The sequence below is a fragment of the Pseudomonas syringae pv. tomato str. DC3000 genome (assembly GCF_000007805.1).
GTDB classification, from domain to species: domain Bacteria; phylum Pseudomonadota; class Gammaproteobacteria; order Pseudomonadales; family Pseudomonadaceae; genus Aquipseudomonas; species Aquipseudomonas avellanae.
In genome coordinates this window covers 574,667-588,741 of the sequence record NC_004578.1, presented here as the reverse complement: position 1 = coordinate 588,741, position 14,075 = coordinate 574,667, and the positions used below count along the sequence as shown (strand labels likewise).

Genomic DNA, 14,075 nt, shown 5'->3' with positions numbered 1-14,075 from the left:
AACTTTCAGACATTGGTCTGGTTGCGGCCCCCCGCTAATTGACCTACACCTATGTATCACCCCGGACACATGTTATCGGGTCAAACCTTGGCTCGGCATGTGTTACCAAGGTCATATCATCAGCAGCGGTCAAACACGGACTTGAGCCACTTATGGCTGGATTAATGATCGATATCAGCGACCGGGAAGCGTTGCGACTGTCAGAAGGCAGATTCGCTTCGGTCTTCGCTCAATGTCCGGACGCCATGATCATCGCCAGCCTTATCGATGGGCACATCATGGATGCCAATCAGGCATTTGTTGAGCACACAGGGCTTTCCATCGAAGAAGTCATTGGTAAAACACCTACTGAGCTTGACCTATGGGCAGTGCCGGGCATTGGCCCAAAAGTGCTGCAACAGTTACAAACAGGCAACATCCATAATCTCGAGATCCCCTTCCGCCGCAAGAACGGGCGAACCTTTTCAGGGCTGATGTCTGCGCAACCTTTCGATCAAGGCTCAACACCGGCAGTGCTGGTGGTCGTGCGTGACATCACCGCACTCAAACAGGCCCAGCAGCAACTGCAGCTTTCCGAGGAGAAGTTCGCCAAAGCCTTTCATGCCGCGCCTGACGGGCTCGCCATTACTCGCCAACAGGACGGCATGCTTCTGGAGGTCAACGAAGGGTTCTGCCGGATTACGGGTTACAGCGAACGGCACTGCCTTGAACATTCCACGTTCGACCTGGGCATATGGGCTGATTTAAGCGAGCGCTCCAGGCTTATCGAGCAGTTGAAGCAGCACGGCGTTGTGCATGGTTTTCGGGCTCGACTTCGCAATGTCAATGGCAGTATCCGGGTATGCGAACTGTCTTCGCACCCGCTTCTCATCTCGGGCGACGCGTGCCTGCTGACGATTTCGCGGGACATAACCGAAAGCCAGTTGATGCAGGAAAAACTGCACCTGGCCGCCACCGTCTTCGAGAGCACCGCCGAGGGCGTGCTTATCACCGATACCGACCAGCGAATAAGCGCCGTAAACCGCGCGTTCACTGAAATTACCGGCTACAGCGAGAGCGAGGCCATCGGCCAGACACCTCGTCTGCTCGCCTCCGGCCAGCATGACAGCGCATTCTACGCCTCGATGTGGCATCAGCTGACAGCCGAAGGCCACTGGCAAGGCGAGATCAGCAACCGACGCAAGAACGGCGAGCTTTATCCGAGCTGGCTGACCGTCAGCGCCGTACGCAACAAAGAGAACCTTCTGACGCACTTTGTCGCGGTGTTCGCAGACATCTCCAGCCTCAAACATGCCCAGGCGCGCCTCGACTACCAGGCTCACCACGACCCGCTGACCGGCCTGCCCAATCGCACCCTGTTCGAGAGTCGCTTGCAGTCCGCATTGCTGCACAGCGAAGAGTCCGGCAGCCTTGGCGCGGTGCTGTTTCTTGACCTGGATCGCTTCAAGCACATCAACGACAGCCTGGGCCATCCGGTCGGCGATTTGCTGCTCAAGGGTATTGCCCACCGCCTCAAGGAAACCCTGCGCGACATCGACACTGTGGCGCGACTCGGCGGTGACGAGTTCATCGTTCTGCTGCCCGGCCTGCTGCAGCCCAGCGACGCCAAGGCTATCGCCAACAAGCTGCTGGCCTGCTTCAGTACGCCGTTTGAAGCCGGCGAGCACGAGTTGTACATCAGCCCCAGCATCGGAAGCTGCGTATTCCCCACCGACGGCACCGACGTGGCGACGCTGGTCAAAAATGCCGACGCCGCCATGTACCGCTCCAAGGCTCAGGGCCGCAATCGGGTCGAAAGCTACACCCGCGACCTGACCGAACAGGCCAGCGAGCGCATTGCGCTTGAGCAGGAGCTGAGAAGAGCACTGGACCGCAACCAGCTGAGCCTGGCTTACCAGCCCAAAATCAGCCTTCTGACCCAAACGCTGGTCGGCGCAGAAGCACTGATACGCTGGAGCCACCCGACGTTCGGCGAAGTGCCACCTGAACACTTCATCCCCCTGGCAGAAGAAAACGGCATGATCCTGCAGATTGGCGACTGGGTGCTGGAACAGGCCTGCCGCCAAATGGGCGCATGGCGGAAAACCTGCACACCATTCGGGCCAATGTCGGTCAACCTGGCCGGCGCCCAACTGCGCCAGCCCAATCTGGTCGAGCGCATCGAACAGCTGCTCACCGACAACGGCCTGGTGCCGGATTGCCTGCAACTGGAAATCACCGAAAACTTCATCATGAGCCAGACACAGGATGCGCTGGCCGTGCTGCACAAGCTGAAACAACTCGGCGTGCAACTGGCCATCGACGACTTCGGCACCGGTTATTCCTCGCTGAGCTACCTCAAGCGCCTGCCACTGGACATCCTCAAGATCGACCAGTCCTTCATCCGCGGCCTGCCCGAAGACACCCACGACGCCGCCATCGTCCGCGCCATCATCGCACTGGGCCGCAGCATGCAACTGACCGTGATCGCCGAAGGCGTCGAGACCCACGAACAGCAGCAATTTCTCAGCGAAGAAGGCTGCGAACAGATCCAGGGCTACATCATCAGCCTGCCCCTCCAGCCCGACGAATTCAGCGAGAGATTCCTTCTTACGAATCTTTCCGACGTTTCGGATAGCACAGCCGCGAAACCGCCGTTATAATCCGCGGCCTACTGAGGGCCCATAGCTCAGTTGGTTAGAGCAGAGGACTCATAATCCTTTGGTCCACGGTTCGAGTCCGTGTGGGCCCACCATACTCAAAGCCGCGCACTGCGCGGCTTTCGCGTTTCTGGGTGGCTCTGCACAAATACAGTCCTATGGTCTAAAGGTACAAAATCGGTACAGTGCTGGTGCGCCAGTACACCTTTGGAGTCCTTTCAGATGGCAACACTAGTCAAAACCCCTTCCGGCACCTGGAAGGCTTTGATCCGCAAAACCGGCTGGCCAACTGTGGCTAAAACCTTCCGCACCAAACGCGATGCGGAGGACTGGTCACGTCGCACCGAAGACGAAATGGTCAGAGGTGTGTATATCCAGCGCAGCGGCTCCGAGCGCATGACGCTGGAGGCGGCCCTAAAGCGCTACTTGAGCGACATCACCCCCACCAAGAAGCCCACCACTCAGCGTGGCGAAACCTCGAAAGCCAAGAAGCTCATCGAGCATCTGGGCAAATACTCACTGGCTGCGCTCTCCGCTGACATCATCGCCGGCTATCGCGACAAGCGCCTGAACGAGCCCAGCCGTGGTGGGACCATTAGCAACAACACAGTGCGCCTCGAACTGGCCCTGTTGAGCCACTTGTACACCGTAGCGATTCAAGAGTGGGGTTTGGGCCTGACTTTCAACCCAGTGCTGAATATCCGTAAGCCCAGCCCTGGGGATGGTCGTGATCGGAGGCTATCGCCGGAGGAAGAACGTCTTTTGCTCGCGGCCGTGAATCGACATAGCAATCCTATGTTGGGCTGGATTGTTTGCATCGCTTTGGAAACGGGCATGCGCTCGTCAGAGATCTCATCCCTACGTCGACCTCAAGTGGATTTGGCAAAGCGCGTCATACGTCTCTCCGACACAAAGAACGACGGCTCGCGCACTGTGCCTCTAAGCAAGCGTGCCACCGAAGTATTCAAAGCCGCGATGGATAACCCGGTGCGACCAATCGACTGCAATCTGGTGTTCTTCGGCGAGCCTGGAAAGGACGGTAAGCGTCGGCCGTATACCTTCACGAAAATTTGGGGTCAGCTGAAGAAGAAGCTCGACCTACCTGACTTCAGGTTTCACGACCTGCGTCATGAGGCAGTGAGTCGGCTTGTCGAAGGCGGGCTATCTGACCAAGAGGTTTCAGCCATTAGTGGCCACAAGTCGATGCAGATGCTCAAGCGATACACCCATCTCAGAGCCGAGGATTTGGTCGCTAGACTCGACCGAATTGGCTCGGCTCCCCAGACTCAGGGTCGGAACAGATCCAAAAGTGAAAAAAAATAAGCAAATTAAAAAAAATCTGAAAAACCTAACTGTCACAACTAGTTAGTTTCGCCCAGAAAAGCCAAAACATATAACCTTGGCACTAAAATGGTGACAGCGCCCCTGCCAATCTCATACAACTTGGCGACTTCATTGTCACCACTACATTTGACACGTACTACTCGACATATAAAACTTCGCTCATCTACCGCAGACAAAGCGAATTTACGGATGACTACTGAACAGTATCTACTGCATAAATTTGGGCCACTTATGACCTTACCAGATCTCGCGAAACTCTTGGGTCGCTCGACTGACGGAGTGCGCGTATCTCTCTATGCAGATAGCGAGATATCCAGAGCGCTCCGCTCAACCATGATTAAAATAGGACGACGGGTTTATTTTAGGACCAGTCAAGTCAACACGGTACTGCACCTAGAAGCGCCATCCTCAGAGCAGTAAGGCCATGAAAGACTCAGTAACCATAAGGCATAGATATGAAAGGGACTTTACAGTTCTCCCTAATAAACTACTTAGGGATAGTTCACTTTCCTGGGGAGCCACGGGACTGCTTGCCTATCTAATCCACTTACCTAAGGAAGGTCTGAAGTAGGCATCGATTTTTGACGCTCTCATGGCCTGAGGTTCAAAAAAAGCTCGCCCGATCAGATAATTAGACGTTTTCCGCTCTTAACTCATCGATTTTCCTTCAAACAGCACCTTTCCAAGGCGTTTTTCCGCATTACAGGCGCACCTCTCCCATCGCCAGCAGCCGTTTTCGCACCATCCAAAGGTTCGACAAGGCAAACAGAGTAGCCTGTTGCGCGGTGTTTTTAGCCAGCCCGCGAAACCGGACTTTCGTATAACCAAACTGGCGCTTGATCACGCGAAACGGATGTTCAACCTTCGCCCGTAACTGGGCTTTCGTGAACTCGATTTTGCGATAGACCCGTGCGATCAAACTTTTCTCGCCATGCTTTTTATAACGGCTTGGGCGGGCCGCAATTGACCAGATCATCTGACGATCCTGATGCTCCGCACGCTTGTCCACGCCGGTGTAGCCCGCATCACCGCTGACATAGGTTTCCTCACCATGTAGCAATTGATCAACCTGAGTCACGTCCGCCACATTCGCCGCAGTACCCACCAGGCTATGGACTAAACCCGACTCGGCATCGACGCCGATATGCGCTTTCATGCCGAAGAAATACTGGTTTCCTTTCTTCGTCTGATGCATTTCGGGATCGCGTTTGCCGTCCTTGTTCTTGGTCGAGCTCGGCGCATGAATGATCGTCGCATCGACCACCGTACCTTGGCGCAGCATCAAACCTCGATCACCCAGATAGCCATTGATGACCTGCAAAATCCCGCCTGCCAACTCATGCTTTTCCAACAGACGCCGGAAGTTGAGAATCGTGGTTTCATCGGCGATTCGATCCAGACTCAACCCTGCGAACTGGCGCAGGATCGTTGTCTCGTAAAGTGCTTCCTCCATCGCCGGATCGCTGTAACCAAACCAGTTCTGCATCAGGTGAATACGCAGCATCGCCATCAGCGGATAAGCCGGACGGCCACCTTCGCCCTTTGGATAATGTGGTTCGATAAGGGCAATCAAGCCTTTCCAGGGCACAACCTGATCCATCTCGATGAGAAAGCGCTCGCGGCGGGTATGCTTACGTTTACCCGCGTACTCGGCATCGGCGAAGGTCATCTGTTTCATCAGGGAAGCTCGGTGAAAGGTGTTGGGGTATTTTGCCAAATCAGGAAACCTTTTTCAGAGTTTCCCTAGACGATAAACCACCCGCAAGTTGGCTTCCCAGGGAACTGGCTTGATAGACCATGTAGAGGACTATCCCACTCAGAGCCAATACCTCCAACATATCGGTCGCGGGGCCATTCCCAGAAGTCGGTTGGATGTCCGTCAACATCGTAGTGAAAAACTTCATACCTAGCGTCAGCACGGACGTTATTGCCGCGCTCTGCATGATGTAGTTCATCACCTGCGCAAACCATTGGTCGAACCACTTGCCGGTCATTTGGCCGAAGAGCAGCATTGCGATGAAGATCGGGCCACACCCCAGCAGAAACGACATCAGCACCTTGGCGGTAATGATCATGGCACCAGCAGGCAGCGTGATCAGAAATGTTGCGACAAGCATCGTGCCGGCCATGAGCAAGTCATAGCACATCATGCCTATCTCCGTTATGCCTCGCCTCCCTGCGCGGGCAAGGAGATCAGAGGCAATTTTGAAACCATCAGTCATAGCCCTGTCGATTACCTGATAGACAGACGTCGCAGTAGCTCCCTTTCCATTGGGGGAAAACGCATCAGCCAACCCAACTTCCAGGCCACGAATCGCTTCCACAACCCATCCAAGGTATGTGTTCGCGTTTAATGCCAGAGCGCCAATGAACGCCCATTTAATTGCGATTTTGAAAAGATGTGGTAGAGGTTGCTCAATAAAGCCGCCGACAGACAATAGCCCCATCGTCATGAAAAATAGCGCGCCACCCAAAGCGAGCAAAACGGAGAAGTCGCCAACGACAGTCTGCGCCATGAGCTGGACGTAGTCGTTCAATACGACATCGATAGATCCACCTACCCATTCGTAGAAATTGGATTCCATGGTCACGGCTCCTTCAAATCTAAAGTCTCGCGCTTACGGAACCCTCGTTCAGCAAGCCGCAGTTCATTCTCGGCCTGCTTGGCATTGACGCAATTCGGCGTCAACGCAAGCCTTCCCGGATCACGCTCACATTCCGAGATCTGAGTCGCCCTTTCTGCGTTATGAGCCTTATACCAATCGACAGAACGGACAGGTTCATCCGCTCCGCATCCTGTGAGCAGTAGGGAAAACAAAACCAACCAACGAGAGGTAATCATTCCTGATCCTCCCGCTCGACAACGCTCAGGTTCCGGGGCGATGCGCAACGCGCCTTAGCTCGAAAGTACTCTGCGTATTTAAGGGAGTACGCGAGTTCAGCGGTATCGATAATCTGCAAAGCGGCGAGCGTGCGCAGGGCACTTTCTCTTGTGCCAGCCCAACTACCAGCAATGCGAGCTTCGGCCTTCGAAACCAAAAGAGCCGAGGCAAGCGCGCAGGCAAATGAAATCAAAACTGCGAGCGTTGATGAAATCGGGCCTGTTGCTCGAGGCGGGACTATCTGGAGCCAATCAGCAAGCGCCAAGAGGAATGGCATCACTGCCGTCGCGGCGGCGAGCAGATCACTCTGAATCAGTTCTGGGGCACGCCGCGATACCTCTTTCAGAGCGCCGAACCAGCCGATACACAACCAGAATCTACGCAATGACGTGAGAATGAAGAAGCAAACGATGATCGGGAGGATGTGAGCGTACGAAACCATTTCAATTTCCCCCCAGGTTCAGCATGGTGCGAGTCTTGAATCCTCGCTTATCAAGAATCTGGGCATTCAATTCACGCTGCCTCTGCTCCTGTACCTTGTCCTCTGCCTGAGCCACCATTTGGAACATCTGCAACTTGGTCTGCTCGTTTTGAATCATTGCTTGCTCTGCAGCAATGCGCCCCTGTAACTCGGCGATGCCTTTGGGATCTTGGGTTTTATCAATTTGCCCCATGAGCTGATCAAGCTGACGCAGCCTACCCTTGGCTTGATCATAGGCGTCCAATGCGAACGCTTTGTCCTGCGATGGCTTTACAGCCTGCGCCTGACAGGCAGCCCGTTGCTCATCCTGAGCGAAACTTTGGCATGCATCGAACACCTTGTTATCTGCATAGATCATCTCGGCACGGCCATCCAGGCCTGAATATCCGCCGCTTTTCACTGAGTCATAGACCGCTTGCCATTCTTGAGGCAGATACTCTCGGAGCTGAGGATCATCGAACACTCTTCCGAGTCCTCGCGAGCCTGTGATCGCTCCGTACTGCTGCTTCATCTGGTCAATCTGAGAAGCCATCTGTTGAACCTGCTGACCCCAACGGGTGGAGTTGGAAGCAAACTCAGCGATAGTCATCGGGGATTCGGTTACCTGGCTGGTAACGGTTACAGGAATTTGTGCAAAACCCTGCTGCGCGCACATCAACGATGAAAATGCGGCAGTAATACGAAGCGGTTGCTTGCCCATACGAGCCAGACACTTAAACAGATCCATAGTCACCTCTCCATTAGCAATGGTGAGCGCTGGACCGTCTGTCCGGCCTGTCGATCTGTTTAGGAATCGCACCCGGCACGGCGTTGCCGTTCTTGGGGTGACTATGCGCCAGTCTTACCCGGTGTAGGCCCCGTCTTTTAAGGGCCGCGCCCATAATGCAAGCAGCATCAGCGAGGCGGTTTCAGCGTTCGTTTTAGAAACCAAAAAACAGTATTTTGGCGAAACAATTATCTCATTATGGTGCTATGACCTGAAGTACCGACCGTCCAGGAAACTTCGTCATGACGAAGTTTTTCTCTGTCCAAAAGCTAGTGGCGCATCAGCTAAAACCAAAACACTTTATATTGGCAAACCAACTATATAACTTTGGCTCAACCGTCGAGTAATGAGCTCCTAATCCTTCGTCATGACGAAGTTTTCATTGTCACGAAATACTAGTGCAGGATAGGCTAATCGCCGGTAATGTGTGCGCACACTCGTAACAAAGTATGACCTTGCTAAACTATTTATCGTTGACTGGGAGTATTTGTGGAGAAGCCGAGCCGTTCCATGAACATCCACCTAGGAGCAGAGCTTAAAGCCAGCTGGACGGATTATTGCCTTGCTTTGGGCAAGTCTCCGGGGACAGCAATCAAAGCGGCTATTGAGCAGCAACTGGCGCATGCAGCAACCTCTGAGCCGAGGACTTATCAGCAAATTGCAGAGACTCCGACTAGCGAGCCCAAGCAACGCTTTGAAATCCTGCTGACTGCCTCAGAAAAAGCAGCGATCAAAGAGCGTAGTCGAACAGAGCGGTGCTCTATGCGGCGGTGGATTGTCGACGCCATCCGAGTGGGCTTAACTCACGAACCGCAATTCGGCATGAGCGAGATCGACGCATTAGGTGAGTCGAACTATCAGCTTTTGGCTCTAGGAAGGAACCTCAACCAGGTTGCCCGTCGGTTGAATGAGGGCGAATATGAGCCAGTCACTCTCGAGAGGATCGAGGCGCTGAGCGAGCTTATCCGAAAGCACACTGGAGTCGTCAGCCAAGCCATTCGAGCAAGCCTTGAGCGTTGGGATATCGAATGAACATCGCATCTGCTGGAATCATTCTGGCTCGCTGAAGTGGATATGACTAATGCCACCCGCCGCCCTAGACGGACCGACTGCAGGTTTTAATCCACTATGGCCTGCCGCGAGCAGAGGCTGTCGACCCAAACCCACCTATGAATCTAATTGATGACGCACGGTGGGTCGGTGCATCATTGCATATCGCTGACGTACCCACCCGTCAAGCGATCGAGCTTTCCAAGGTTATCGACAATTTTACTCCTGAAGATCTTGAGCGTCTTGAAACTCTTTCGACAACGTTGCCGCCCAGACTCGCTCCGGTTACCACGGCAATTAATCTTGCCAAAACTATGGGTGTCGGGGGATGGCACGTGCGCTTCTCAAGCCAAACCGGCCTAGATGCTTCCTTCGCGAGTGAACCAATGGCGCTTGCGAACCAGCTCTATCGCGAAAACTTGTTGGGTCAACTGCTGTGACAGACGAGCATGAAGAGTTGGACGTCGACATTGACGTCTTCGAACAATCGGAGACCGAGCAGGCAGCGAATTCGGATAAGCATTGGGAGCCGTTGCCAGCATCCTCAATGTTGTCGCTGGATGATGCTGACATGCTACTGCGGTGGCGAAAAGCCTCGATTGTCACCATTGTTGGCGAGCGAAACGGTGGCAAGACAACTCTGGTCGCTCAGCTGTACGAGCAGTTTTTACGAGGACCTTTTGCAGAGACGCTTTTTTCCCACAGCTTAAGCCTTCAAGGTTTCGAAAGGAAAAGCTTTCAGTCGCGTGCAGAATATGGGGCAGATAACCCAGATACCCCACGTACATCAGCGCAGGATGGACTGACTTTCTTTCATATTGCAGTTTCAGATGAGACCAGCCTAGAACGTACAGACCTCTTGATTTCCGAGCGTGCGGGGGAGAGTTATAGAGACGTGCGCGACAGACCCGAGCTTGCCGCTAACCTGATAGAAATTCGGAAAGCCTCCACGATTGTTCTTATCTTAGATGGAGAACGAGTGGCTCAACCACGAATGCGCGCGGGCGTTTTCGCTTCCGTTCGCACAATTACTCGAGCCCTGGTGGAGTCTGGCGGCATTGACCCTCAAACACAGATCCAACTTGTTACTACCAAGTTTGACTTGCTTAAGGGCGATGCAGCTGCTGATGCACTGGAAGCTTTGGCTACCTTTGAGGCTAATCTTACCGCACTGCTAGAAGGTAGGTTCCTATTAACGACATTTCGCACAGCTGCACGTGATCCCGATGGAAATGTGGCCCCTGCCAGCGGGATGGATAGGCTTTTAAGGAGCTGGATTTTGCCACCCCACAAATCTTATCTGGATGACCCGAAACTCCCCGCATTAGTGAGCGAGTTTGATCGACTTTTGTTGAGAGGGAGCCACTCATGAACGCTAGTTTCGTAATCATGGGATTACCTGCGTCTGGCAAAACTACTTTTTTGGCTGCGCTATGGCATTTGGTGGAGTCAGGAGAGACCGAATGTCGTCTTGTAATGGACCATTTCCGGGGAGATTTTACCTACCTTAATAATATTGCCGATGCGTGGCGTAACTTTAAAAAGGTCCCTCGCACATCGCAAACTGGCGATACGGATGTGACGATCTATCTACATGATCGTGTAACAGGAGCTCGGGGCACGGCGCTCTTCCCAGACTTGGCCGGAGAAATATTTGACCTTCAGGTTGAGGAACGACGTTGTCGACGTGAGTTTGTCGAACAGGCCGATGCCGAGGACGGAATTCTTTTTTTCATCAACGCAGATGTGAAAGAGGACGGACTATCAATCATCGATCTTAACGCACGGTTGCCAAAAGACGCTGCTGGGAATATTTCTGGGCTAGAGTTGCCTCAAGAATTGGGGGAGGTAGGTACCCCTGTCAAAGTGCCTGAGTGGGAACCAAAATTTCTGCCTGCGCAGGTCCGAGTAGTTCAATTGCTTAGCGACCTCTTGCGCCCCCCATTTACCCACCGCTCCCGCAAACTTGCTTTTATGATTTCAGCATGGGATCTCGTTCGAGATCAGGGCCATAGCCCTGAACAGTGGCTGGCTAAAAACATGCCCCTTGTTGACCAATTTCTTCGCACCAACGGTATGTCATTCACTTACCAGGTTTATGGCATCTCGGCACAGGGTGTTCGCCTTGATGACGACGTTGCGGTTGACGATGCCACGAAGATCGTGCCGAGTCGGCGAGTTCAGATCGTTAGGCATGATGGCGAAGGTCACGACTTAACAGCCCCCCTTGTCTGGCTGATGTCGGCGGAAGAATGAAATTCGATCAGTGTTTATTTGGTTATGATGACGGGCATAGGCTACTCGCATCATCGCTCCCCTTAGGTACCGAGACTTCATTTCTTACCGAGCTTAGCGATTTGGCGCCTGGGACTATTTTCAATCAGTCAGAGGGCTACTGGACTGGTCTTCCAGTACCTGGCATCAGCCGGTATGTTTTGATGCGTACATGGCCTGCCCCCGAAATGTCTCGGCCAGGATGTGTATGGACGCATGCCCTTCTTCTTGAACCCGCGCTCTTCGAATCGATTGAGGATTTGTCAGTATTACAAGCCTTCGCGATCCGCCCCAAAGGGCTGGTCGATAAAGAGCGTTATCGTGAGCCACTGACGCACGACGTAAGCCAATTGGTGCAATCCCCTAAGTCGGTCGACATCGCAATACTCAAGCGACTCCTTCTGTCTCTCTACACTGGAGGCTCTCCGTCGATAGAGGTTGAGTCACCTGGCCAATTGGACGCTCCGCTTTTTGCTGTCTGGTCCCAACAATGGCCGAGACTAAGACGCAACCTTCGCTTCCAGACTGCGGCTTCAAGAGCACCGCGCTCTACAGGCTCCATGCGCTTTGACATCACAGTAGAACTGGCTCTAACCATTACAACGCCATCACGTGATGGCGTGAAGGATTTGCCTTGGCTCGAATCTGCTGCACTTGATGTTCAAGAGGGAACAGCAGGTACGCTGAGACCTTTCCTATGGCGCTATGGGCGCGATGTCAGACGCCAGCGCGGTTCGTTTCTCCCGCTGGCAGAAATCAAGGCCATCGACACCGAAGGGACGCATGATTCAGGCGAACGTTTGATTGAGATTGTAACCACATCATTTTCGACTTTAGATGACGCACAGCACCTGAAGCAAGATCTCGTGGATGGCAATCTGGCCCCCGTGGCCCAACCGCAATTGCTACAACTCGTACTATCGGGAGCAGGACGCGCTGTTTTCCCAATGCCAACATGCTCCGGCATATCAAAACTTATTGATCTGTGGCCAGAGAGGCGTAAGGAGATGCTTTCCCTAATAGAGATCACTGTGGACGCAGTTGATCCTATAGGCCAATCGGTGTTTGACCTTCTAACCCGAGGAACTCAGGAATCGCTGACTTGGCTACTCACACAAGCATCCTCCCAAACTCGTAAACGGATCATGCGGGAAAACCCGGGGCTTTTGCTTGCAGATTGGTTTCTTGATCTGGAAAGCCCTGCGGTGATTGAACTTCTGCCGCTGATCCCTGAGAAGCTTCCCGGAGTTGACGCGCTGTTGGCGAAATTGCTTATGAGAAACGACCGCACCTTAGCCGAGGTGGCGTTCGAGCATTTTCCCATCCTAATGGCTGGGCAAATCGTATTAGCGGCGGGTGGTGCAAGCACACATGTCGCAGACGTTTGGTGGCAAAAGCTTAGGCAAAATCCCGCTGTATTATTACAGCCCGAGGTTTTGCGCTTCGTGTCCCGTATGAGCCAGCTTTACGCAATGGCGGAAATATTGGGCTGGCTGACGCCAAGTGTCGTTGCAGCAGGTCCAGCGTTATGGGCCCCAATTCTCAGCAAAGCTTCAAATGATCTCCCCACAGAGCAAGCGGACACTTTGTATAGCTTCCTAGTTGGGATCGCAATCTCATCTGGAGATAGCAGCGGAATACTCCTAGTCGAAAAGCTGTTCGATGTCATACATGAACAGTTACTCGCATCAAGGTTGTCCGACTCCGCGCGAGATCTCCTTGAAGACCTGCTGCCAGACGTAGGTTGGATTCGTAGGTGGGACGTGGCTCTGCGTTTCCGTGTAGCAATAGCAAATGCTTACGTTCGATTTCGGTGGCCCCCTCAAAGCTACGCCAAGTTAGGTAATACCAGGAGGATACGCAGGATGCTTGTAGATGCTGCGTCAGACGTTCCTGGCGGAAAACACTATGCCGAGGCCGCAGACGACTGAAGTTTGGCAAGTAACTCATCGTAGCCCTGTGTTCACTAGGGTGGAGTGCGGGGAGGGAGACACGCCCTCCCTGCGAGATACGCTGAAAAATCAGTACAACCACAGTACAGTACTCAGCTTGAGACACTTTCTCTAAACTACGCTAAACACCAGTGAAACCGGGGCCTCCAGCTATGCCAACCTACGTTCACCTACGAACGATTTCTCTAGGCATAGCACGTCGCCCAGCAACTCATAATCCTTTGGTCCACGGTTCGAGTCCGTGTGGGCCCACCACCTTTGAAAGCCGCGCATTGCGCGGCTTTTTTCGTTTTGGACCGGGGCAAACCAGAGTCATGCTTAGCCCCAAAAATCACCAAAGTGTCCACATGGAAATCCTCACTCGGTGGCTGCATTAGCCTTGCTGTCCACATTTGCCAGGTTCATCTGAAAAATCGGGTGCAGCTCGCGATGGCGGTATTCATCCATGCGTAGGGGCATTATGCACCACAAAGACCTCGGCGATAACACGTCCGAACTGACGTATACGTTCAATCTGCGTTTGAGACCCCGCTGGCTGGGGTGGATGTTTGATTCGCTGATCAACAGGTTGTTTGAAATTGAAACCCGGCGACGCTTCGCGGCGATGGCGAAGTACCTGGCTGGGGAACACGGACAGATGCCCTCTAACCAGGACGGGACAATGAATCAGTAAAAGCCGTGGTACCT

General features: G+C 53.5%; 12 protein-coding genes, 1 tRNA gene and 1 pseudogene. 9 read left to right on the top strand and 5 right to left on the bottom strand.

Annotation, left to right across the window (positions count from 1 at the left end; all coding sequences use genetic code 11):
• Positions 1-164: 164 nt before the first annotated feature.
• The 3 genes from PSPTO_RS02805 (at position 165) to PSPTO_RS02795 (ending at position 3,962) form a co-directional block, all read left to right on the top strand.
• Entirely contained in the window at positions 165-2,642 is a 2,478-nt protein-coding gene (locus tag PSPTO_RS02805; RefSeq protein WP_046463958.1) for a sensor domain-containing protein, read from the top strand.
• A 15-nt stretch (positions 2,643-2,657) separates the two neighbouring features.
• Positions 2,658-2,734, top strand: a tRNA-Ile gene (locus PSPTO_RS02800).
• Between the two features lie 127 nt (positions 2,735-2,861).
• Positions 2,862-3,962, top strand: coding sequence for a site-specific integrase (locus tag PSPTO_RS02795; RefSeq protein WP_046463959.1), 1,101 nt, complete (start codon positions 2,862-2,864; stop codon positions 3,960-3,962).
• Positions 3,963-4,683: 721 nt separating this feature from the next.
• Here the strand turns inward: PSPTO_RS02795 and PSPTO_RS02790 are convergent.
• Genes PSPTO_RS02790 through virB5 form a run of 5 tightly spaced genes read right to left on the bottom strand, consistent with a single transcriptional unit; the run spans position 4,684 to position 8,073 of the window.
• Positions 4,684-5,661, bottom strand: a complete 978-nt coding sequence (locus PSPTO_RS02790; protein WP_007247571.1) for an IS5-like element ISPssy family transposase — start codon at positions 5,659-5,661, stop codon at positions 4,684-4,686.
• 40 nt (positions 5,662-5,701) lie between these two features.
• On the bottom strand, positions 5,702-6,568 hold the full coding sequence (locus tag PSPTO_RS02785) for a type IV secretion system protein (RefSeq protein WP_046463871.1): 867 nt from the start codon (positions 6,566-6,568) through the stop codon (positions 5,702-5,704).
• Between the two features lie 2 nt (positions 6,569-6,570).
• Positions 6,571-6,825, bottom strand: coding sequence for an EexN family lipoprotein (locus PSPTO_RS02780; RefSeq protein ID WP_011103178.1), 255 nt, complete (start codon positions 6,823-6,825; stop codon positions 6,571-6,573).
• Positions 6,822-7,307 carry a hypothetical protein gene (locus PSPTO_RS02775; protein WP_046463869.1) on the bottom strand — a complete coding sequence of 162 codons (486 nt, stop codon included), beginning with the start codon at positions 7,305-7,307 and terminating at the stop codon, positions 6,822-6,824. The genes PSPTO_RS02780 and PSPTO_RS02775 overlap by 4 nt, the downstream gene beginning before the upstream one ends.
• Position 7,308: 1 nt before the next feature.
• The gene (gene virB5 / locus PSPTO_RS02770; RefSeq protein ID WP_011103177.1) at positions 7,309-8,073 is read right to left on the bottom strand and encodes a P-type DNA transfer protein VirB5; all 765 of its coding nucleotides are present in this window, start codon (positions 8,071-8,073) and stop codon (positions 7,309-7,311) included.
• Between the two features lie 549 nt (positions 8,074-8,622).
• Here virB5 and PSPTO_RS02765 point away from each other — a divergent pair.
• The 6 genes and pseudogenes from PSPTO_RS02765 to PSPTO_RS02740 all read left to right on the top strand — a co-directional run.
• Positions 8,623-9,144, top strand: a complete 522-nt coding sequence (locus PSPTO_RS02765) for a plasmid mobilization relaxosome protein MobC (protein WP_011103176.1) — start codon at positions 8,623-8,625, stop codon at positions 9,142-9,144.
• A gap of 137 nt (positions 9,145-9,281) precedes the next feature.
• Positions 9,282-9,602 (top strand): hypothetical protein, encoded by a 321-nt coding sequence (locus tag PSPTO_RS02760; protein ID WP_046463868.1) that lies wholly within the window; start codon positions 9,282-9,284, stop codon positions 9,600-9,602.
• A 17-nt stretch (positions 9,603-9,619) separates the two neighbouring features.
• Positions 9,620-10,534 carry a TRAFAC clade GTPase domain-containing protein gene (locus tag PSPTO_RS02755; protein WP_226992678.1) on the top strand — a complete coding sequence of 305 codons (915 nt, stop codon included), beginning with the start codon at positions 9,620-9,622 and terminating at the stop codon, positions 10,532-10,534.
• A complete protein-coding gene (locus PSPTO_RS02750) occupies positions 10,531-11,418 on the top strand; it encodes a TRAFAC clade GTPase domain-containing protein (RefSeq protein ID WP_011103174.1) in 888 nt (295 codons plus the stop codon). Before PSPTO_RS02755 ends, PSPTO_RS02750 begins: the two co-directional genes overlap by 4 nt.
• Positions 11,415-13,367 carry a hypothetical protein gene (locus PSPTO_RS02745; RefSeq protein WP_011103173.1) on the top strand — a complete coding sequence of 651 codons (1,953 nt, stop codon included), beginning with the start codon at positions 11,415-11,417 and terminating at the stop codon, positions 13,365-13,367. Before PSPTO_RS02750 ends, PSPTO_RS02745 begins: the two co-directional genes overlap by 4 nt.
• 481 nt (positions 13,368-13,848) lie before the next feature.
• Positions 13,849-14,061, top strand: a pseudogene (locus PSPTO_RS02740) (hypothetical protein); the annotation flags it as partial.
• Between the last annotated feature and the right edge of the window lie 14 nt (positions 14,062-14,075).